Source organism: Hafnia paralvei ATCC 29927 (genome assembly GCF_001655005.1).
Classification (GTDB): domain Bacteria; phylum Pseudomonadota; class Gammaproteobacteria; order Enterobacterales; family Enterobacteriaceae; genus Hafnia; species Hafnia paralvei.
The window spans coordinates 1-22,644 of the sequence record NZ_LXET01000064.1 but is presented as its reverse complement, the minus strand read 5'-3'; the positions used below and the strand labels follow the sequence as shown (position 1 = coordinate 22,644).

The following is a 22,644-nucleotide window of genomic DNA, read 5'->3' as shown; positions in this document are numbered from 1 at the left end:
GGAGATAACGATGAATACGCCCCATTCGCGTACTTATCTGGCGGTACCCCACAGCGAGAAAGATGAGGCTCGTGTGGCTGCAGGCAAACTGGAGGATAACAAACCGGCACTGCGCTTTGATGACGAACGTAAGCTTTGGTACGCCATCCCCGGTGCAGATATGAAAGCACTCCAGCCGTGGAAACCCGATCCGTTGATTGTCGGCGTGAGCGCGGGGGACGCGCAGACTCAGTTTGCCGATTTCTTACGGGCAAACGGAGCTGATCTGTCTAAACCGCTCGTCATGGACGGTACTAGGCAACGTATTCGTATGAACGACGACAAGCCCGGTAAAAAATCCTGTACCTATGTGGGACATCTGGATGGTCTACCCAATGGCTGGTTTAACGATTTTAGGGATGGCGGTACCGAGAACCAAAGCACCTGGTACTTTAGCGGTGAGGAACCCGATCCTACGGCGGCGCTGCATATCAAAGCGGTGACGGCACAAAGCCAGTGGGACCGTGCCGAAGCCAAACGGGTATTGCAGAATAAAAAAGCCAGCAATGTGCGCTACGTCTATAGCAAGAATAAGCAAGCTGACAAAAAGCATCCCTATTTGGTGAAAAAAGGGGTTGATGTGGCAAAGGGCGTACACATCGACGAAAAGCAAAAATTGCTTATCCCCCTGCAAAACATCGACGGCGTCATTCGCTCGATGCAGACCATAGACGCAGACGGTAATAAGCGGCTGACCAAAGACGCAGAGAAAAGTGGCAATTTTTTTGTCGTCGGTGGCTCGCTAAAAAATGGCAAACCCATTGTCTGTGCTGAGGGATATGCCACCGCCGCCAGTGGCGCAATGGCGCTAAAAATGCCCGTTGTGATGACCATCGATTCCGGAAATCTGGTCAAAGTTGCTGAGCAGCTCCATCAAAAATACCCCGACAGCCCAATGCTGTTTCTTGGGGATGATGATCCACCAAAGCCTAAACGTCCCGGTAATCCCGGCAAAGAGGCGGCAGAGAAAGCCGCCGAGCTTACTGGCGGGATTGCCGTGCTGCCTGCATTGACCCCCGCCGAAAAGGCACAAGGCTTCACTGACTTTAACGATCTCCATCAATCACGCGGACTCACAGCGCTCATTGATGAGCTCGCCCCATACCGTCAACGCTTGCTCCCCGAGTCCACACCGGACTCGCCGCCATCCCGACAACCGATTGAGACTGTTACCATGAATGAACCAGAGAGCGTCAATAATGAACCTGTAGGTCAGCATGAAGTTGAAAACCTAGAGGTAAATGGCGTCGAAAACGAACAGATATATGATGCAGAAAATCAGCAGGCCTATGAAGACTGGATGGCCAGAGGTCAGGCGACGCCTGAGCCGCCAATAGCACCAGAGCTGACGGTTTCGCCTCCTGAAACGCCTACGGTCACACCACCGAAAAAAACACGCAGAGCCAAGAAAATAGATCAGCCTGCCACCGGCGACGACAAAGGTAACGCCAGCACAGTTAAAACACCTGAAAGCCCACAGCAACAGACAACGGCAACCGCTGTTTCGCAGGAGAGTGCAAGCGCTGAGCCGCTTATTCCGATCGAGAGTGATGTTTTACCAGCGGCACCTGAAACCGCTGAGGCAGTTGAACAAGAGAACCACGTATCAATCGCGTCGTTATTAACTCAGGAATCTCCCCCCGTGGTGTCGGCACCGACTACCGAGGAGCAGGAAATATCGACGGTCACGCCGCACCAAGATGAACAGAAACCGCCAGTAAGTAAGAAAGCACAGACACCGACAGGCGAAAATGACACACCGGTAGATGAGGCGGCACCGGAGATCGAACCTGACGGCATTAAGTTTGAAAGAAGTCAGCAGGCACGAGAACGTATTGATCTCGTCGCATTGGAAGGGGCTTTATTGCACAAAGCGGGCAGTGAGCGCGGTACTCAGCACTATTTACTTGACGGCGAGCGTGCCTTTACACGCTATATGCAGCAAGGTCGTATCATTATGGCCACGCCGCAGGCGAGTCAAAACGACCGCATGATCCTCGGCGCGTTATTGGTGGCCAAACAGGATATGGTCCTGCAGGGAAACATCGAACTCACCGGCAGTCCCGCGTTTAAACAGCGCGCGATAAACCTGATTGCTGAATACGATTTACCGATCAAGCTCACCAACGATGAGCAAATAAAAATGCTCGAGGCAGCGCGAGAAAAATTACGCTCAGAGCCCCCATTACCTGATGAGCCAACGCCACTAGGTAGTGAGGCGGCTGAAATTCTGGTTCATCCGAGCCAGAGCAACGCAACATCTGCCCCTGCCTCATCGACGGTGCCAACGTCTGCACCACCAAACACGCCGGCAGATAACCTTCCTGCGGATATTCTGCCGCAGAAAGCACCTTCATCAGGCCCAATGAATGCCAGTCATGATGAGGCGTCTTCAGGACTCACGGGGACGTTGCTTAAACATGGTCCTGCGCCCTACAACTTTAAGAAGGGAGAAAGCAACAGCTACTACGCCCGTCTGCGTACCGCTGACGGGGAGCGTGTTGTCTGGGGGACAGAATTGCGCGCCGCCATTGCTGATGCTGGACTAAAAAACAATGACTTGGTCACGCTGCAGATGACCGGAAAAACCACGGTAATGGTGGAGGTCAAACAGAAAGATAAGGACGGGAAGCCGGTGTTGGATGATAACGGTAACGCCGTCACACGCAAGGAAGAACGCAACCGCAATAATTGGATAGCCAAACAGGCCATTGACCCTAGCGTTGTCAACACCAATACCCGTGAGATGACGCCGCCAAGCGAGATGCTGGCGTACTCACTGAAAACCTATCATGACCTGCAGGCCGAAGTGACTGAGTTGGCGAAAAAGGCCGAAGTCGCCTTGCCTGACTGGCCCAATCTTCCCGATGCATTGTGGATGGAACCCAATGGCAAAGGCGTCCCAACCCCCGACAGGCAACCTGATAGCCCAACGCTTCCCTCTGCGTCACGTGATGCAGGTAAAGCGTTGTTTCAATCGATGGATGCCGAAGGGCAGCTCAAATTATTACTGGTTAAAGCCCACGGCGATTTTGTTCAGGGTGTTGTGCTGCATGAGGATCGTTATAAACCCGTGCTGGGGCGTCTGTGTAAAAACGCTAACGGAAGCCCGCATATGACGCTCAATGAAATCACCCCTGACGGACTGCAACCGTTGGGTTACGGCAACCCCATTAACAATGAAACCGGCAGTTTTAACGACTACGTTTTTCGCCTCAAGAATGAGCCACAGCGTTTATATGCACAGGGCACTGAGCCGGAAAAGCGCTCGGCGGCACTACAGCAGCAGCTGGGGTTTGACAGTGCACCGGTGGCACCTGACCAGTTAGTAGTCCGCCGTGAACCTGAATCCACCCACCGGCACGCCCCTACCATGCCGCGTCCGGGTCACTAATGGAGCTTCCCCATGAAACAGATCGCCCTCACCGGCTTGTTGCTGCTTACCGTGCTTACTGCGCCCGCAGTACATGCCGCCAGCTGTGCGGCGGCAAACGCGGCACTTTCGGGAGCTCAGGCGGGTTACGAGCAAGACCGCAAAGCGGCGGAGTCTTGGGCTCAGCGAGAAAAGCAGGCAAACAGCGGCTTTTCTCAATGCCTTGGGGACATCAGCACCAGTATTACGGTGCCCACGTTCCCCGATTTCAGTCAGATATTTGACCAGATCAAAGATAAAATCTGTTCAGCGGCACGGGATAAGGTGTCATCGCTGTTGCCCGGAAATATCGATCCGTGGGGGGATTTAGGGCAAGGATATATCCCAACCACGAACGTTCCCGTCGGTACACGGAGCACACCACGGACCGAGTACAAACAGTCAGCCCCTACGTCCGTCACACCGCCTGCGGGCACTGCTTACCCCTTCTCGCTGTAACTTCTCTTGCCAACGTCTGTCCGTCTGAGTGTTCAGGCGGACACCGCTCTATGGAAATGTGTTATGAATAAAAAAAATGTCGCACCGAAGGTGACGGCTGAACAACCGTACTCGGCTGCGGTAGCACAGCATCAAAGTGCGCAACTGAATGTGGCCTTCACGCGAAAAAGTCTGTCAGTCAACGTATGGCAATCCATCGCTATCGTTATTCTGTTACTCAGTAATTTCTATCTCGCTTGGAAAGCGGCAAATCCACCACAAAGCGTTATCGCCAGTGACCACGGTCGTATCATTCCTATTCCGACTATCAACGAACCGGTGTACAGCGACGCCGATATTATCGATTACGGTGCTAGCCATATTCGCAAGGATTTCACCCTCGACTTTGTCCATTACCGCGAACAAATCAACGCCCGTCAGGACAGTTTTTCGACGGCCGGCTTTACCAGTTACTACAACGCACTGGTCAACTCGAACGTTCTGGCCAACGTCCGGGATAAAAAAATGAACCTGTCAGTGCTGACCTCAAACGGTGTCGTTAACAGCAAAGGTGTGCTGGATAACGGTGCCTACGCATGGCGGTTGCAGTATCCCGTCACATTCCGACTCACCGGACAGACATCATCACTGCCACCACAAAACTTCACCCTCGTCATGCTCGTGACGCGCGCCGATCCTCGGTTGAAAAAAGACGGATTGGAAGTGATACAAGTGGTCACCAGGGAGGCATCGGCACAATGAAGCAAACCCTACTCATTATCGCGGGTCTATTAAGCAGTGCGTCGGTTATCGCCGCAGACACACCGCCGCCGCAATGGCAACCGGCACAGTCATTATCAACCACGCCGACCGTATCGGTTCCGCCTGCGCCGGCAGCACTGCCCGTTGCACCGACACCGCCAGTCGCACCAGCAACGGCACCGACGACGCCCCCCGCAGCGGCGGTGGCAGACACGACTGCCACGAGTATTCCGACGCCGATGCCGCCCGATGCTGCTCTGCAGTATGCTGAGAACGTCACCACGCCGTTATCGGCTGAGGCCATTAAACAGCTGCGCTCGGGTCTTGATGGTGTGCAACGGAGTACCGGAATGGCGCCCGTCACCGCCGTCCCACGCATACGTTCACTGACCGTGAATCTCGAGCCGGGTTCGTCGCTGCCGATGGTGCAAGTGCTGCCCAACTATCCGGGTGTCGTGAATTTTACCGACCAGACAGGTGCGCCTTGGCCTATTGCCGCCCCCCCGGTCAATGGCAATCCCGCAGGATTTCAGGTGAATTACCTGCCCGACACCCCCTCGATGGCCATTCAGGCACGCCGTGCCTATGACACCGGGAGTGTGACGGTCTATCTCAAAGGGTTAGCGGTGCCCATCTCTATCAGTATGACCAGCGGTGAGCCCAGCAATACCCAAGCCTCTCAGCCCACCGACAGTCGTCTAGATCTGCGAATACCCCAGTCTGGCCCTTCGGCACGCCCAATGGCAGCACCTCGCCAGAAAGTGGGCCTATATGACAACACGCTGCAGGCATTTCTTGACGGTGTTCCCCCGAAAGAAGCCCAGCGCATCAAAACGCAGGGCGGCGTGCCCGATGTTCAGGCATGGCAGCTGGGCGATGATGTTTATCTACGCTCTCGCGCTGAGTTGCGCGATGCGTTTGATAGTACGTTGTCCTCCGCTGACGGCACGCACGTCTGGAAAATGCCGGTGACTCCCTATGTCACCTTCTCAGTTCAGGGACACAACGTCCCACTGACTCTGGAGCTGCAATAATGTCGATAGAAAAGGACGCAGCCAGCGACGGCAAAAAAACGCTCGGCTTGGTGGCGATAGGCATTATGGTTGTTGCCGCCGGTGGCTATCTGGGATGGGGGTGGATGCATCAGTCTGCCACCCCTGAGTCACAGTACAACTTAAATCGCGTGGCCAACAATGCATCAGTCACCTCACAGGAAAGCCGTCAATACCGCGACTTATTAAAACTGTCCAACCAACAAGGCGCTCAGGAGGCCGAAAGCGACGGTAATAGCTTTGTGGCCTCACTCAGTGAAAGCCAACGACTAGACGAGACGCCGCTGGTTCCTCACGTTCCCGCAACACCCGTTGCGCTCAATACCCAAAGTGATACCTCACCATCCCAAAACGGACAGCAAGGCGGTTTAAACGACGAGCAGAAGCAGCAAATCAACAACCTGCTGACTCAGCTTAGCGCGCGCTGGCACACCAGTGATATGCAGTTGGCCACCGCGTTTGGCAGTGAGAGCCAAGACGGGCAATCGCCCTTCAGCCAGTGGGCTCAGAGCGTACCAGGACTGGCATCTCATGATGCTGCGTCATCCGTGCAAACCACCGCGACATCAACAACAACGCCCGCAGTATCGCGTATCAGCATCCCCGGATTGGTTCGTTATCCGGGCACAATTGACACCGCGATTGACTCAGATAACCCCGAGTCAAAAGTGCTGGCCACTATCCCTGCGGGGCAGTTAGCGGGGGCGGTACTGGCAGCACAGAACGTTCAGCTGGCAGGGGATGGCGTCATCGTGAACTTTAAAACGCTCGATTTTAAAGGGATGACCTGCACCATCGATGCCTATGCATTGGATGATGAAACTCAGCGTTCGTCGGTGGCCAGTGATGTGAATCATCGCTATTTCACTCGTATCGTTTTACCCGCCATTGCAAGCGGCATCGGCAAAGTGGGACAGCTGTATGAGGACAGCAACACACAAATTCTGACGACCAACAGCGGCACCGTGACTGGTCGAACTGGATCACCCGATGGAAAGGCCGTCGCTGGCGTGATTGCTGGCGGTATCGGGCAACAGACGGCTCAAGTCATGTCGCAGGACGCTTCTCGTCTGCCCGTCACTCAGGTCAATGTTAATCGTCGTCAGGTCGTCTCTATCTTGTTTATGAAACCCGTCACTGACAAAGACTGCATACCCGCGCCCGTAGGAGAAAACGCGAAATGAAACCACACTTTGATCCCGAGTTAACCGCGCCCGAACCCTTGGACGACGATGAGCTCACGGCAGACTCGCCCATTATCTCATCGGATAAGCCTAAAAAGCGTCCGTTATATGACCAGCCCAAAGTTCAAATCGCCGCACTGGCGATTTTTGCTATTTTGGGGTTAACCTGGAAAATGAGTGGGAGCAGCACACAAGCGCCAGCTCAACCCCAATTCACGGCAGCGCAGCCCGTGGAAACCACGAGTCCGGTGGCAGTAACACCACCTCCCATACCTGAATCTTCACCGTCCCCTTCTCAACCGACAGCATTAGACCAAGACACGCCAACAATAGCCCCGCCCGAGACGCCCACGGACTCTCTCGCAGAGGAAGTCTCGAGGGCGTTAAATTCCCAACAGGTCTACAGCGAGAAAACGCGTGAAGGATTAACGGCATTAGCGCGCCGCCTTGACCACGTTGAGCAACAGCTCTCAGAGATACAAAAGACGCGTCAGGCCCCCACGGTCATTGCGGCACCGACCCAAACGGCATCGATGGCCAAAACCCCAGTAACGTCGACTAAAACGTCAGCGAAAACACGCTGGTCAGGAAATAAGGCGAAGATTAACAGCCTGTATCCCGGACTGGCATGGGTGACGTGGCAAGGCAGCAGCTGGGCATTAAGACCCGGTGACCACTTTGCCGGCGCGACGGTTTTACGCATCGATGAAAGCAAACGTGAAGTGGTGACCTCATCGGGCGTCATTCGTTAAGGAGAGGATATGGACTTTGTCCAGATGTTGGCCAATGCGGCAAACAGTTTATCCGCTATCACAACGCAACTGGTTCTAGCCATCGCAGGCGTCGGTGGCATCGCCCTTATCATTCTTTATCTGTCTGGTCAGGCGGGACGAACTCGGCGCGGTCAGCGAGCTGACTCCGCTGGCACCTTTCTCGCTGTCCTACTACTCGGGTGTTGCATCATCAGCATTGAGAGCGTTGTTAATGCTGGCGCCAATCAGTTTGCGTTAGGTGCCGTGACATACGATGCCATCTCGTATGTACCGGAGGCCCGTTATGGTCCCGCAGCCCAAGCGGTCAATGCGGGCCTAACCGTCTTGCAGACGGTGGGATGGTTTTTTGTTCTCAATGGACTGTTGCGCCTGCGACGGTCTCAAAAAGACGGTCACACCGGGCTATCACGCGGTGATGACATCACATCAGGTATCAAGCGCTTCGTTTGCGGCGTGCTTTTAATCTGCAATCCGGCGGTGCTTAACGCCATTCAAAACACAATCAATATTCACTGGTAATAATTAAGGAATACTATGAAAACGTTGAAAAATATCATGCTGTGGTCTGCAGTAGAACTTTCCCTGCGCGTTTATCAACTTCGCCGCCGCACTTCACTGTGGTTAAGCGGGCTGTTATTAAGCGCACTGGCCAGTCAACCTGCCCACGCCGCTGGCGATGACCTGAGTGGCATGGTGAATAGCGGACTGGGATTTTTCACGGACATTAAACAGCCGCTACTCGATGCGGCTCCCGTGATTGGGATCATCTTCATCATTTTGGCACTGCTGATGATGCGCTGGAAAAAGAACAACCCACAAATCAAACCGTGGGAGATTGCCGTGATGTTTGGCATTGGCCTGTTCTTATTAGCGCTGAGCCAGATTGTCAGTCGTGGTCAGAAACAGATGGGGCTAAACCCAGTAGGAATTTAATGAACAGAACTCCCCGACATTGTCGGGGAGTTTCACTTTATTCCTCACACAAAAGGGGGTTGCATGCTTAAGTTAGACCTTAAACACACCATTGCCGGTGACTCGCCTGAAGAAGACAGTGCGCTCAAAAATTCCCATGCGCAATCATTGGGCTGCGAATGTGAATATTGTGGTTATCCTTCTGGCCACAATACGGCAATACACCGTGATGGAAACCCACTCAATCGCGATGACAGCAATCTAACGGTAGTCGATCCGTTTTGTCGCGCATGGAAAGAACTCAATACGCTTACCGCAGACAGTGCAGTCATGGCAATCCTACCCGGCTTGTCACCTGAAGATATCAGCCACTTCCAACGCACGTTGTACGTGGCACTTCGTTGTGACGATGAACAGACGCGTCAGGATGCCCAACAACTGCTGGAATGGCTTACTGAGCATAAAACGCTGGCAGAAAAGCGCTTTGACACCTCACATCCCGGTGCTTTTGCGCAAGCGTTACATAGGACGGCACCCTTACAACGCAACGGGATACGTACTGCATGGCACAGCCTGTCACCGGTGCTAAACCCCTCACGTCTGCCAGCCCCCACTGACTTAACCCCACTCGAATCCACCCCTGATTGGTGGCCATTGATGTATCAACATTACCGCAAGCAAGGTGGAGCATGATCCTCGATAAAATTGAAGACGCACTGGCGTGGCTGTCACGCTACACGCTGGGCCAAAACTTCGCAGACTATTGTGACCTGCGCACCGTTATCGGCTTAACAGACGATGACAAAATCCGCCATCCGTCTATGGATGCGGCCTACATTCAGACGACCAAGAATAATGACTTTGTCAGCTGTCTGGAAATTAAGGGCGCATTTCGAGATTTCAGCTTTGAAGAATCCCCCGAAGGACAACCCCCTAAGTCAGGCACATTTCAGTTCTTTTATACCCATCTGGCCGACAAGCTGACAGGTGATTTTAAAGCATTAGGTTATAAGCTCAGTGTTGTGTTTGAACACGATCCCGATCGTGGAAAAGAAGAAATGACCGAGCTCATGAAGCCGCTGCGCCGCGGATGGAAGCACCTGCATCTGGATATGGACGACGTGGCACAAGAGCGTATCGAAAAGATGTCGCCCTATATGGCGCGTGAGCGGGTTTTTCTAGTGGTGTATACCGCCATCGGTGCCCTGCCTGCCGATGAACACAAAAACGAAATCCGCAGACAAAACGCGCTGGGTGAATTACCTGAAGCGCGATTCTCACAAAACCCGATCTACTCTGAATTTGAAGGTTTAAAACTTCGTCATGATGCATTTCTAGACAAGCTTATCTTCGACATGAACGCAGGAAACAACGGTGTGTCTGTCCGTCTTATGGATGCGCACGAAACAGGCCGCATCATTCGTGATGAAATCGAAAAAAGCAGCACGTCACCGTACTGGCAACCTTTACTTCCCGGTGACCGCGTCATGCCACATGGCAAAATAAGAGGTGATGGCAAAGATATCAGTGCATGTCTTGCCCCTCACCTGAACTATCAATACTGCGATACCCAAGTCTCCACAGAAGGGGCCATTGTGGAAGTAGACGGGTTCTTCCACGGTCAACTGGCCATGACGTTATTCCCGCAGCGGCCGCAAATCTTCCCCGAACTCTTTGCCAACGTCCCCCGTCAGGTGCCGTGGCGTTTACGGTTCGATATTATGCCGGGCGGTGCCTCACAGCTCGGTTATAAAAATTTCCTATTAACCTTTCTGGCGATTATCCCTGCCCTGCGTCAACAGTATGAATCCGTACAGTGGTTGCTGGAGCAGGATAAAAAGGACCCGATTGTCGTATTAAGCATTACCGCCAGTACGTGGCACCGCGACAATAAAGCGCTGCAGCGTAATCTCACCCTGCTCAAGAAATCACTGCAGGGGTGGGGGATCACTGATGTCACGGGAACCTTTGGTGATCCGGTGCGTGCATGGATATCAACACTACCCGCAGTTTCCAGCTATAGCGGCCCTAACCTGATGTTCTCTACCCTGTCTGACGCATTACGCCTGTTACCGCTGCAGCAGCCGTGCAGTCCCTGGTCTGAAGGCAACGTTGTCTATCTGACTCCGGGGCGCAAACCGTTCGTCATAAAGTTAGCCAGTCCTTTGCAGGAGAAACACACCGAGATCATTATGGGGCCACCCGGCTCAGGTAAGTCGGTGATCGCTAACAGTAGCCATCTCTCGTTTCTGGCCAACAGCAATATTGATATTCCCTTTATGTTACTCATCGATAAGGGATACACCACGCAAGGGTTCTACGACATCGTCCATGATGCGCTGCCAGACGATGCGAAACATAAGATTGTCAGTATTGTTCTGAAAAATACCGCTGAGCACTGCCGTAATCCGATGGATATCCAGCTGGGATTAAAAGCCCCACTAAGTACAGAACGTGATTACATTTTGAGCTTACTCAAAAGCTTATGCGCAGATCCAGCGACAGGATTGCCGCCTGACCCTACCAGCTGCGCCGATATTCTTGGGAGGATTGTCGATAGTGCTTTCAAAGAAAAGGGAGAAATTAACCCGACGCGCTATGGGGCAGGGCTTGTTCCTGAAGTTGATCGTGCACTCGAAGAAAGCGAAATTCTTCATGCTTACTCGCCAGAATGGTGGGTGTCGGCAACATGGTATGAAGTCCGCGATATGTTGTTTGATAAAGGCTATGTCTCGGAAGCAACACTGGCACAGTCACAGGCGGTGCCGCTACTAAACGACCTGCAGAATGAACTTAGCAAAAAAGAGCTAGCCGATAATTTTGTTGGCGTGACACGACCAGGAACTCAAGAATCCTTACTGCAGTATGTTTCACGGTGTCTGGCCAAAGCCCTGACCGACTATCCCCTGCTGTCAGGTAGAACTCGGCTTATATTCAGTCCAGAAACCCGTATTGCGATTGTCGATGTCAATAACGTCGCTGGAAAACCCACACCGGAAGGCAAATTAAAGACCGGCATCATGTATCAATTTGCGCGTCAGATTGGCGGAGGAAATGACTTTTACCTGCCGCAAATTCAGGATGAACTTTATGCCAATCTTGATCCTCGCTACATCCCGTTGCATCGCAAACGTATTGAACAGTTGGATCAGGAAACCAAACTGATATTCATCGATGAAATGCACAATATCAAAGGAGTACAGGTGTTGTGGGATGCGCTGCAGACCGAAGACCGTGAACAACGTAAGTTCGGTGTACGCACGGTTTTTGCTTCTCAATATCCTGATGACTACCCGCCTGATCTGCTTGAGTCAGCGAACTCCGTCTACATGATGCGCGTCCGTGAGAAAGATTTTTCACTACTCACCAAAGCCTATCAAATTCCGGAGATAACCCTGCGGCGTCTGCTGACAACCCCACCGGGCGCAGCGCCTGATGGTTCGGGAACCACCTTTTTGGGCATCTTCAAAACCTCACGCGGCAATGTTGCGCAATTGCTCAAACACGCCGTTGGACCTCGCGAACTGTGGGCGCTGAACTCAACGCCCGCTGACCGTGCCTTGAGGAAACGACTCACTGAAAAACTAGGGTCGCATGTCGCCCGTGAACTGCTGGCCACAAAATTTCCTCGCGGTAGCGCCAGCGCGCAACTTAACCATATGAAAGATAAGGCAAGTAATGAGGATGACACCAGCGTGGTCAATCTCCTTGCCAATCAACTTCTCAGCGATTACGGCTACCTGCAAGGGTGACAAACAGAGAGCGTAAAATGGACAAAAAAACTCACCGATATACCCGCCCCGCTATTTTCACGATATCCCTGATTTCATTACTCGTTACCACGCCAACGTGGGCCGCTACGGTTAACGTAAACAGTAGCGTGCCTATTACGCGCGATGTTATGCCTCAACTTCGCGCGGCTAATGGCACATTAACCGAGATATCGACGACGCAGCATCAGGTGGGCGCGGCCATCAATGCCAACGGCGACAAAATATCTTCTATGATCGAGCAGGCTGAGCAATCAAGAGCAACACAGGATAGCTTCGCGCGCCAGTCTGAACGGCTTGAACAAGCCCGACGAAGCTTTGCCGTTCCTGAAACGATTTGTACAGAATCTACCTCGGGAGCAGCGGCCCGCGTCAATAGTCAAGCCCGTGCCACGCAGAGCGGCTATTCGCGTGGCGGCGGCGTCAGTAATAGTCAGTTGAAGACGGCCTTAACCGAAGCCACACCGGCACCAGAACAGGTGCAATATCAGAGCGCAGCCCTACACGGGCAGTGGTGCGATGCCACAGATTATGCGGCTTACGGCGGTACCGATTTGTGTCCAAGCGTATCGCAGTATCCGGGCGGTGATAAGCAGTTAGCGTCTTTACTCGACGGTGCCGGAAAGGTGGGCAAAACGCCTGATTTGACGTTCACGCAGACTCAGATTGACGCAGCCGTCGCCTACACCCTCAATACCACCGCCCCTTCAGCGGGGCGTCAATTAGGTAAAGGCGAGGTCAAAACGGCTTCGGGTAAGCAGTATGCAGGACTGATGACACAGTACGAGGGCATCATGGATGCGGCCCGCGAACCGCAAATGGCCATGATTGCTGCAAGTTCTCCGAATGCGGCCACTAAAGATGCCTTGAAAGACGCGCTGAAGGTGCCTTCGGCACAAAGTTACTTTAATGACACCGCATCGCAACAGGCGCAATCATCCGGTCAAATGTCTCAGCGTGAATTTGAATCATTCGAAGTGGGAAGGCGCTATGCCAATACTGCCTACTTAGCTGACCTGCAGCAGATGGAAGGTGACAACCTTGTTCGCGAGCAAATTCGCGTGCAAAACCTGGGTAACTGGCTGGCGTTAGGCATCAAGCACGAACAGGAAAAGAGCAACATTCTGGTCGGTCAGCAGCTGGCGCTGATGGCCACAGAACATTACCGACCGCAGTTGGCTGGCAAGATGGAACAAGTTAAAGCGGGGGCTGCGCGATGAAGATAAAAACCGGCCTGTATTTTCTGGCCAACCTCTTTGTTCCGCTATCTGAAGCACGCTACACCAAAAACCGTATTATTCCTTCACTGGGTAAGCAACTGCAGCGCATGCGTGTGGCCAGAAAACTTATTGCGCGGCGTCGCCGGCAGCCCGAGTTAAGTTGGCAGGAAGCTGTAACAGCCAGCGGCATGGATATCGAGGCTATCGAACGCCAGCAGATCCGACGTAAACGGCTTTATCTGGTGATGAGCGCTATCCCCGCCCTATTGGCCTTCGGTTTACTGTTAGCCGTACTCGCCAGCGGAATATCGACTTTCTCATTACTGTTGCGAGCGAGTGTGATTATGGTGGTCTTGTTGGGACTGAGCAGTATTCCTTTTCTGCAGGCCATTGTCTGTACGTGGCGGCTCTGGCAGCTGCGTGAGCAACGGGTAAATACAGGTGAAAAAGGCACCTTCACTGATTTTCGTCATGAAACTCCGTGGATACGCATGACCTTATTTCCTTGGCGTTAGCGCCTCCCTCCCTGTCTTGCATCAACGGTCGTTCAGGCCGAGGTCAAAATATGAAATGGTTACGAACCCTTTATGCCAGTGTACTGGTCAATTTGCTTTGGGCGTCATACGCCTGCGCTGATACAGCGGTGAGTTTTGACAGCATTGAAGCGGCGGCAAAACGCTCAACTGACTTGTCTCGTCAACTCTTGGTGATGATATTCGGTGACGTTGTCACAGACCCGCTATCCACTAACGCGACAATGGTCGGTCAACTCTTCTTCATTTTTAACGGTATCGTCTTTGCCCTCGCTGTTATCTGGTTCTTGATGATAAGCCTCAAGCACATCACCAAAGCGGGACACACTGGGAAAGTGTTTGGCAGTGGTGCTACGCCAATGGCGGTCGTCACAACGGTCGCGGGTTTTCTATTTCTGGTACCCACGGTATCAGGCTGGTCACTAGCACAACTGGTCTTTCTGTGGGCCGTATCCGTTATGGGTATCGGCAGCGCTAACCTGATGACAGACAAAATTGCTGACCTGATGCAAAGCGGCTATTCACTGGTGATGCAACCCGTCGCGCCGCAAACCGTGAGTTCTGCGCGCGCTATTTATGAAATGAATTTGTGCATGTACGCGACCAACGCTGAACTCAGCAGCATGTATGGCCAATATGGGAAAAGCGATACGCCGCTCATGGCCATCAAGAGTGTCACGGACGGATTTGAAATCACCAACGGCAGTGCCAGCTGTGGTTCGGCGCGATTACCGGCGTCGAGTAAGAACAGCATGACGGGCTGGTTGTTCTCACCTAATGTGAACACGGATGCTATCGAGTCTGCGCAGCGTAATGCCATGAATCAGATGCAGAACACATTAAGTCAAAATGCCTCGGCGTTCGTCACTGCCCTGCTGAATAAGCAAAAGAATGGAAGTGGCGCTATCCCTGATGCAGAAACGGCCATCCAGCAAGCGGCACACACATATGAAGATACCATCAATAAAGTGGTAAACGCGCAGGGGAATGGCAACGAGCTAGCGACCGCCATGACAGCACAACTCAAGAAGAGTGGTTGGCTTTCACTGGGAGCGTGGTATCAGACATTCGCAACAGCTAACCAAAAAGTCAGTGATGCAGTGGCACTCAAACCCGTGGTCAGCGGTCAGACATCGCTTGGCGATATTGGTGTGAGTGATACGCTGAATAATGTGATGACAGCCTATCATGCACAACTTCAAAACTCCCCCTACACACCGCCTTTAGGTACCCAAACAGCAAAGAATACCCAAGAGGCCAAAGACGCATCAGATGCAAGTGCGGTCTTTGTAGGTATATTGGGGTCACCTATGCAGAGATTCACCAATGCAATTGCTACTTATGACCTAGGTAGCGATCAGGTCAATAGCAACCAGATGAGTCCTTTATTAAAAATGAAGGCAATAGGAGATCTGACATTAGGTGGCGCAGAAATTAGTTTTGGTCTTTTCACTACAGCTAAAGTGTTATCTCGAGCAACAACAAATGGCATTTGGGGTAGTGTATTATCGTTTCTATCAGGAAATACTTTAGAAGCAATTGCAGCAGTGCTCGACAGCATATCTCCATTTGTATATTTCATTTTGCTTATGCTTCTAGGTGTTGGATTTAGCCTTTCTATATATCTACCTATGATTCCATTTATATTCTGGTTATCCGCTGCAGCTAATTGGATTGTAAGTGTATTAGTTGGTGCGACAGGAGGTTCATTATGGGCTGCAACACACATAGGTACAGAGGAAGAAAAAGGGAGTAGATCAGCATACGGTTATATATTTCTAATAGATGCTCAGATACGCCCCATGTTAATGGTTTTAGGCTTTGCCTTTGCAAGCTTAGTTATCGTTGCTATTGGTACATTATTAAATATGTTATTTGGCCCTGTCATTGCAAACGTACAAGCAAATTCAATAACGGGAATTGTTTCTATGGTTGGCCTATTAATGGTTTACGCAAGAGTTTGTACTACTACAGTGACTCGTGTATTCGCATTACAAGTCACAATGCCAGATTATGTAATATCATGGTTAGGTGGCCGAGAAGCAGCGAGTATTTTAGGCGGAATGGCAGAGTCAACTAAAAGCATGTTTGCTGGTTTTTCTCATGGACTACAACGAACTCCAGGTGTAAAATCAAATAGTAACCAAAAACCAGGTGGTGGAGAGGATGGAATAAAATGAAATTTATATTTATATCACTTATAAGAGTTGTTTTTTGGGTAGCAGCTATATGGTCAATTGGGTTTTCACTTTTATTATTTATTAGTCCTGGACATGAGCTATGGCAGTGTTTCTTTTTAGCCTTTGGCATAGTAACAATATTCTTACTTAGAAAAACCATTGCCATTAGGAAAAAGAACAACAATGCACTGATTAGCAAATTCCAAGGTTCAGATTTCAACCCTCAAAACGAGCTCATATTAAATAGACCATATTTTGGTGAGTATTTAGGTATCGACACCACCAATGGTAATATTTTAATGATATCCAAACTTCAGAATATTGCTAAGGGTAGTAATTGTAAAAATCTTCTGGGATACGATTGTAGAGGTAAAGAACTCACATTAAAGTTCAATGACCTTTCATTTCCTTTCTTCAAAGCTTGCTTTAGTAGCGAAAAAGAAAGTATGGAGTTTTGTCATCGACTCGATGTCCTTTTATCAGCACAGTACCACCCGACAAAAGAATCTAATATAGATTTTGATAGCTTTGTAAAAGATAGGTTTCAAACAGCCTAAATAACTCACACCATCCCACCACTCCACTAAGGGCACCTTTTCAGGTGCTCTTTTTTCTGTCTGGTGCAAACAACCAGAAGGTTCTGTTTCTTTGAAAAGTCAGAGATTGGTTTTCTTCAGGCGTAAAAAAACCGACTGGTGAGGTCGGCTTTTTACTGTTCCAGCACTGAGTTGGTAGCTCTGGCCGGAGGAAATCACTCTACATCTAACTCTTTTATTGTACACCAAAATCCAGACGTAAAAAAACCGACTGGTGAGGTCGGCTTTTTACTGTTCCAGCACTGAGTTGGTGACTCTGACCGGAGGAAATCACTCTACAACTGACGTTGTTATTGTACGCCAAAATCCAGACGTAAAAAAACCGACTGGTGAGGTCGGCTTTTTAACTGTTCCGATACTGAGTTGGTGACTCTGACCGGAGGAAATCCCTCTTCATCTAACGCTGATAATTATATCCCCTAGAGCGCATTTTGCAAACAGCATTCTTTTGTAGTGGATGTATACCTGCGAGTAAGTATAATCAGCACGTTAGCGCTGTTCTGTGATTCTCCTGCCATTTATTCCAGCTTGCTGGATATGAACGATTTTAAAGTCCTGACTAAACAAACAGGTGGTGCTGTGTTTAGTGCTCTGGCAGGAGGAAATCCCTTTTCATCTAACAATGAGAGATCCGTTGTGACAGGCAATGTAAGAGTAAACAACGGTGATTTCTTCCAGTTTATCTGGAGAAACGGATGGTTAACCTGTTAATCATCGTTCTGAGAGCAGTAGCAGCGCTTGCAAATGCGCTGATTGCCATTCTCGAACTGATCCGCCAATTCATCGACTGATGACGGCTGAAACGTAGTTAAGGGTGGGGAGTTTACCGCTTCCCGCCCTTTAATAAATATTCCCTTCGTCAATATCCAGCTCGTCTTTCCGAACTCACCACATCCCGACTTCACAACCTGAAACCTTAATTGGAGACTTTGTCATGTCTGCCGCTCACCCGACTCCATCCTCAAATAATGATCAGGGGACCATGACGCTAATGGCGCTGGCGCTGATACTGATTGCCATCGTCATTTTTCATTCGATTTTCTACTATGCCTGCTGTGCCTTGCTTTATTACCTGTGGGCTCTGGCAGACTTTGCATCGATACATACCTACGTTGCCGATAAAATGAATCTTCTCGCGTGGGCAAGTAAACGGGTGGAAGAACTGAGTCTTGGCCAGTTTCTTGAGGTCATGAACCAGACTGCAGGAATTTTATATGTCTTTATGCTTCCCATCACGGTGTACGGCCTCATCACGACTCGAAACCATCCACTGAGTCTGACTCGCCGCAAAATTGATATCTATACGCTGCCAAAAATCATGTCCAAATTCTCCCCCGCCATTATTCCCGCATTGCAGTATGGCGACCCTAAAACGCAGCTGCTCAATGTCGATCCGCCTGAGCATCGAAGCGCCCAGCGCCCCGATGAATTTGCCATCGAGCATAAACTGGTGATCGGACAACGTCTCGACCATGAGCGCGCTAAGCGGGCTTTTGATGCTCAACTCGGGACGCCGTTGCACAACGCATCAAGCTTTAGCGCGCATGAGCGTGCATTAGTGGCCATCATCGGCTTACAGGTATTTTGTGATGACAGACCTGCCGCTCTCGAGCTGCGAGACGCTTTGAATCGCTCATGCGGCAAACGCCAGAAAGAGCAAGGAAAGAAGCGGGGTTATCCAAAGTTAAGCATTGCAGAAAAGGCTTTTCAGCTGGTTATGGCCACGCCTCAAGCTAAAGCGTGGATTAAACACCACAGCACAACGCGAACGGCCCTCTCTGCCCTACATGCTCAGGATTTGCGTTTACCTGCAGGTCAGTTTCGCTGGCTTAAGGGGCTAGACAGAACATTATGGTATGTCCTGTCGTCATCGGATCGCAGCAAAGTCTTTGTTGAAGGTGCTGGCGCAGTCGCTGCCGCACAGTGGGAAGCGCTCGTATCGAAACTATCGAAAAAGATGCGAGTGGTTATTCCACCGCCTGACAACCTCACCGTTTACGCTGTACAGGGTTTAGAAAGCGATTTACGCAGCATTGGTATGGTTATTGATGACCACGAACCTGACACCAGTAGCGAAGCCCAAGAAGACAGCACAACATTTGATGATCTGGTTTTCCTGCATAATGTTTCAAACCAATCAAATACTACTCAGCCAAAAGCCTCACTTCCAGACCAGCCTCATGAACGAGTACCCCCAGAGCCTTCTCAAAACTCAGCAGTAAAAAAACGCATCCCTCCACTATTTGTCCCTAAAAATGAAGACAGCTATTGAAGGTTGCCGTTCTATTTTTGGCCTGATTTATATTTTCTTTTCGCATCCAGAATTTATCCCCAAAAACGATTTTTATTATCTCTTTTAAAAGGATTACACAATGCAATCTAAATGCTCCGTCCTCTATAAGAACGGGATGTTAGCGGCTTACGCCGAAAATTCATCTGCGCCGTTATTTCTCATCATGCCTGGTCCATCAAGTCGCTTTTTCATCCAAGGAAACGTGCTGATGCATGACAGCAAAACACAAACACCACAGGAGATTTATCGTGCATCAACGCACGAAAATGCGGCTTTGTTGCTGCAGGCAATCCACGAAGAACGACAGCGCCGGATGGGAAAAATATCCATCGCCTTACTAAGATTTTTGGGTGTACCAATCATTCTCATCTGCCTTTACATGGCTTTCTCTGCGTTCATAAGATATCCAAAACCACAAACTCCACCGTCACCACCGACTGAGGTCAGTAGAAACACCACTATTCCCGAAGCACCACAAATAGAGCTTCCCGTCGCGGTTCCTCCTCCCGCAGCGGCACCTTTAGCGCCGGCAATCAAAGAAAGCAGCAATAACGCGTTGGCCATTCGCGCGGCGAGTCTTAAAAAGGCAGCGGATAGTGGCCGTTACACCATTAATTTATCAAGCGGTCGTACACGGACGATATACGTCTTCTCCGATCCTCTTTGTCCTCACTGCCAAGAAATCGAACCTACGCTCGAGGCACTCACCCGTGACTACAACGTAGTCATCTTCCCTGTAACACTTGTTGGCAAGCAGGACACGGTCGCAGCTGTTTCCCCTATTTTGTGTGTCGCACCCGATAAACGCACGTCGCTGTGGCAATCACTCTTCAGAGCAGACGGTAACGTATCTCTCTCACCGACTGCCAGCAAAGAAACCGCGCCCGACAGCTGCACTGATGGTCAGCACGCCATCAGCATTAATGACCGCGCTTTTGACTATTACCAGCTTCCTGGTACGCCGCAGTTAATCGCTGATGATGGCCGGGATATTCCTTTTAGCGCCCTTACCAGCGATGACGCGCTGGCCAACTTCATGAATGCACCGATACAGGGGGCCGATAATGCCATCCGATAATACTCAGCCCGTTGATAAGGTCAGAGTTAGGCAAACAACACAGTCAACATGGATAGATGATTATTTACTTGCGCCGGTTACTGTTCAGGCTGGACTTGTCGTTATCTTGATCCTCACTTTTTTACGTACCTGGGTGCTCATTCCGGGAGTATTTGCAACCGCCATATGGCTGCTGACATTCTTCGGTCAGCTGTTCAGGATGCCGTTGCGAATGCCCAAGGATATCGGTGGCCTCGATATGACAACCGAGCGGGAAAACGCATATGAATTTAAAGGCCCGATGGGCCTTTTTCGATTTACGCGCCGACGACTGTCGTGGGATAAGTCAGCCGGTATTATGTGTCTGGGCCATGCCAGACGACGCTTTCTCGGCCGAGAGCTATGGCTAACGAGAGACGACTGCCTTCGCCATATGCAACTGCTGGCCACCACGGGATCGGGGAAGACAGAAGCCCTACTGTCCATTCAGCTCAACAGCATTTGCATGGGGCGGGGAATGACGTTCTCCGATGGTAAAGCGGAAACCAATCTTGCCTACGCGATCTGGTCACTGATGCGACGCTATGGGCAGGAAGATAACTACTACGTACTTAACTTCCTCAATGGTGGCCGTGATCGCTTCGATGAACTACTCGGTAATGACAGAACGCGTCCACAATCAAACTCGATAAATTTCTTTGGCGATGCTACTGCCACATTCATTATTCAGCTGATGGAGTCACTGCTCCCCCAAGTCGGGGCCAGTGAAGCCGGCTGGCAGGATAAAGCGAAACCGATGCTTTATGGGCTGGTCTATGCGTTGTATTACAAGTGCAAAAAGGAAAGTCTTCGCCTGTCTCAATCAATGATACAAAAACACCTGCCATTGAAAAAAATGGCTGAACTCTACATCGAAGGTAAGCAAAATGGTTGGCACGACGAAGCCTTGAACGCGCTGGAGTCCTACCTCAACAATCTGGCCGGTTTCCGCATGGAGCTAGTGAGCAAACCTTCTGAGTGGGATCAAGGCGTTTATGACCAGCATGGCTTTCTTATTCAGCAATTCTCTCGCATGTTAGCCATGTTTAACGATGTCTACGGCCACATATTTGCAACTGATGCTGGCGACATCGATATCCGCGATGTTTTGCATAACGATCGCACGTTGGTCGTGCTTATCCCCGCCCTCGAATTATCCAAGAGTGAATCCGCAAACTTGGGGAAATTATATATTTCCGCTAAACGCATGGTGATTGCACGTGACCTCGGTTATCAGTTGGAGGGGAAACGTAAAGACGTTCTCATCGCCAAAAAGTTCGTTAACCCGTTCCCCTATCCAGATATACATGATGAGCTAGGGAGTTACTTTGCACCCGGAATGGATGACCTCGCCGCCCAGATGCGTAGTCTTGGCATGATGCTCGTCATTTCCGCGCAGGATATCCAGCGATTTATCGCGCAATTTAAAGGGGAATATCAGACCGTCAACGCCAACATGCTTGTGAAGTGGTTTATGGCGCTGCAGGATGAAAAGGACACCTTTGAACTGGCGAAAGCCACGGCAGGGAAAGACTACTACGCCGAGCTGGGTGAGATGAAACGAACACCTGGCACCGTCAGCAGCAGCTATGAGGAGGCCAACACAACCTATATCCGTGAGAAAAATAGGATATCGCTCGATGAGCTAAAAGATCTGAATCCCGGCGAAGGCTTTATCTCGTTTAAAAGTGCATTGGTACCCAGCAGCGCCATCTATATCCCTGATGATGAGAAGTTATCGTCCAAGCTTGAGCTCAGGATCAATCGTTTCATCGATATAGGAAGCCCGACCGAAGCCGACTTAATCGCGCAAAATCCGCACCTGAGCCGTCTACTGCCGCCTTCTGAAATGGAAGTCAGCATGGTATTACAAAGAACGGATGAAATCGTCGCCGGCAGTGAAACACACACCATACCGCCGCTCATGGACCCGATTCTGGCGAGACTGATGAAAGTAGCGATGGATCTCGATAACCGTTGTGACATTAGTTATAGCCCCACGCAGCGGGGAATACTCCTCTTTGAAGCTGCCCGCGATGTCCTCAATAAACGCGGGAAAAAATGGTTTACGGTGAAAACACAGCCTAATCCCCTCAAAGTCTCGGATGCAATGGCCCGCCGTTTGGCTAAGGAAGGTGCGAACAAGTTCCTGATATGAGATCATCATATTCATCCGGAGCGCATCCCAGAGGGACATCATGAGCCATCAACTCACCTTCGCCGATAGTGAATTCAGCACTAAGCGCCGTCAGACCCGAAAAGAGATTTTCCTCTCCCGCATGGAGCAGATTCTGCCATGGCAGAATATGACCGCTGTCATCGAGCCGTTTTATCCCAAGGCGGGCAATGGCCGACGGCCCTATCCGCTGGAGACCATGCTGCGT

19 protein-coding genes are annotated in these 22,644 nt (G+C 50.8%); all 19 read left to right on the top strand.

Annotated elements, in window-relative coordinates:
- The first annotated feature begins 10 nt into the window (after positions 1 to 10).
- Entirely contained in the window at positions 11 to 3,433 is a 3,423-nt protein-coding gene (locus tag M988_RS20970; RefSeq protein ID WP_064575605.1) for a DUF5710 domain-containing protein, read from the top strand.
- 12 nt (positions 3,434 to 3,445) lie between these two features.
- Positions 3,446 to 3,910: a hypothetical protein gene (locus M988_RS20965; RefSeq protein WP_064575603.1), complete on the top strand. Its 465-nt coding sequence runs from the start codon at positions 3,446 to 3,448 to the stop codon at positions 3,908 to 3,910.
- Positions 3,911 to 3,973: 63 nt separating this feature from the next.
- A complete protein-coding gene (locus tag M988_RS20960; RefSeq protein ID WP_064575601.1) occupies positions 3,974 to 4,651 on the top strand; it encodes a DotI/IcmL/TraM family protein in 678 nt (225 codons plus the stop codon).
- Positions 4,648 to 5,685 (top strand): DotH/IcmK family type IV secretion protein, encoded by a 1,038-nt coding sequence (locus tag M988_RS20955; protein WP_064575599.1) that lies wholly within the window; start codon positions 4,648 to 4,650, stop codon positions 5,683 to 5,685. The genes M988_RS20960 and M988_RS20955 overlap by 4 nt, the downstream gene beginning before the upstream one ends.
- A complete protein-coding gene (gene traO, locus M988_RS20950; RefSeq protein WP_064575597.1) occupies positions 5,685 to 6,887 on the top strand; it encodes a conjugal transfer protein TraO in 1,203 nt (400 codons plus the stop codon). The genes M988_RS20955 and traO overlap by 1 nt, the downstream gene beginning before the upstream one ends.
- Complete coding sequence (locus tag M988_RS20945; RefSeq protein WP_064575594.1) at positions 6,884 to 7,639, top strand: hypothetical protein; 756 nt, start codon at positions 6,884 to 6,886, stop codon at positions 7,637 to 7,639. The genes traO and M988_RS20945 overlap by 4 nt, the downstream gene beginning before the upstream one ends.
- A 9-nt stretch (positions 7,640 to 7,648) precedes the next feature.
- On the top strand, positions 7,649 to 8,179 hold the full coding sequence (gene traQ, locus M988_RS20940; RefSeq protein WP_046449679.1) for a conjugal transfer protein TraQ: 531 nt from the start codon (positions 7,649 to 7,651) through the stop codon (positions 8,177 to 8,179).
- A gap of 15 nt (positions 8,180 to 8,194) precedes the next feature.
- Positions 8,195 to 8,593, top strand: coding sequence for a DUF6750 family protein (locus tag M988_RS20935; RefSeq protein ID WP_046449680.1), 399 nt, complete (start codon positions 8,195 to 8,197; stop codon positions 8,591 to 8,593).
- A 63-nt stretch (positions 8,594 to 8,656) separates the two neighbouring features.
- A complete protein-coding gene (locus M988_RS20930; protein WP_064575592.1) occupies positions 8,657 to 9,265 on the top strand; it encodes a hypothetical protein in 609 nt (202 codons plus the stop codon).
- Positions 9,262 to 12,324, top strand: coding sequence for a hypothetical protein (locus M988_RS20925; RefSeq protein WP_064575591.1), 3,063 nt, complete (start codon positions 9,262 to 9,264; stop codon positions 12,322 to 12,324). The genes M988_RS20930 and M988_RS20925 overlap by 4 nt, the downstream gene beginning before the upstream one ends.
- A gap of 17 nt (positions 12,325 to 12,341) precedes the next feature.
- Positions 12,342 to 13,562, top strand: a complete 1,221-nt coding sequence (gene traW / locus M988_RS20920) for a conjugal transfer protein TraW (RefSeq protein WP_064575587.1) — start codon at positions 12,342 to 12,344, stop codon at positions 13,560 to 13,562.
- Positions 13,559 to 14,077 carry a conjugal transfer protein TraX gene (gene traX, locus M988_RS20915; RefSeq protein ID WP_064575580.1) on the top strand — a complete coding sequence of 173 codons (519 nt, stop codon included), beginning with the start codon at positions 13,559 to 13,561 and terminating at the stop codon, positions 14,075 to 14,077. The genes traW and traX overlap by 4 nt, the downstream gene beginning before the upstream one ends.
- A 50-nt stretch (positions 14,078 to 14,127) precedes the next feature.
- On the top strand, positions 14,128 to 16,275 hold the full coding sequence (locus M988_RS20910) for a DotA/TraY family protein (protein WP_064575578.1): 2,148 nt from the start codon (positions 14,128 to 14,130) through the stop codon (positions 16,273 to 16,275).
- Positions 16,272 to 16,832 (top strand): hypothetical protein, encoded by a 561-nt coding sequence (locus tag M988_RS20905; RefSeq protein WP_064575576.1) that lies wholly within the window; start codon positions 16,272 to 16,274, stop codon positions 16,830 to 16,832. The genes M988_RS20910 and M988_RS20905 overlap by 4 nt, the downstream gene beginning before the upstream one ends.
- Before the next feature lie 734 nt (positions 16,833 to 17,566).
- A complete protein-coding gene (gene dqlB / locus M988_RS23270; RefSeq protein ID WP_021542841.1) occupies positions 17,567 to 17,662 on the top strand; it encodes a DinQ-like type I toxin DqlB in 96 nt (31 codons plus the stop codon).
- A gap of 143 nt (positions 17,663 to 17,805) precedes the next feature.
- The gene (locus tag M988_RS20900) at positions 17,806 to 19,143 is read left to right on the top strand and encodes a secretion/conjugation apparatus DotM-related subunit (RefSeq protein ID WP_187989755.1); all 1,338 of its coding nucleotides are present in this window, start codon (positions 17,806 to 17,808) and stop codon (positions 19,141 to 19,143) included.
- A gap of 100 nt (positions 19,144 to 19,243) precedes the next feature.
- Positions 19,244 to 20,242 (top strand): thioredoxin domain-containing protein, encoded by a 999-nt coding sequence (locus tag M988_RS20895; protein ID WP_064575574.1) that lies wholly within the window; start codon positions 19,244 to 19,246, stop codon positions 20,240 to 20,242.
- The gene (gene trbC, locus M988_RS20890) at positions 20,205 to 22,418 is read left to right on the top strand and encodes an F-type conjugative transfer protein TrbC (protein ID WP_346211210.1); all 2,214 of its coding nucleotides are present in this window, start codon (positions 20,205 to 20,207) and stop codon (positions 22,416 to 22,418) included. Before M988_RS20895 ends, trbC begins: the two co-directional genes overlap by 38 nt.
- Positions 22,419 to 22,458: 40 nt before the next feature.
- On the top strand, positions 22,459 to 22,644 hold a 186-nt coding region (locus tag M988_RS20885), incomplete at its 3' end, for a transposase (protein ID WP_001515700.1).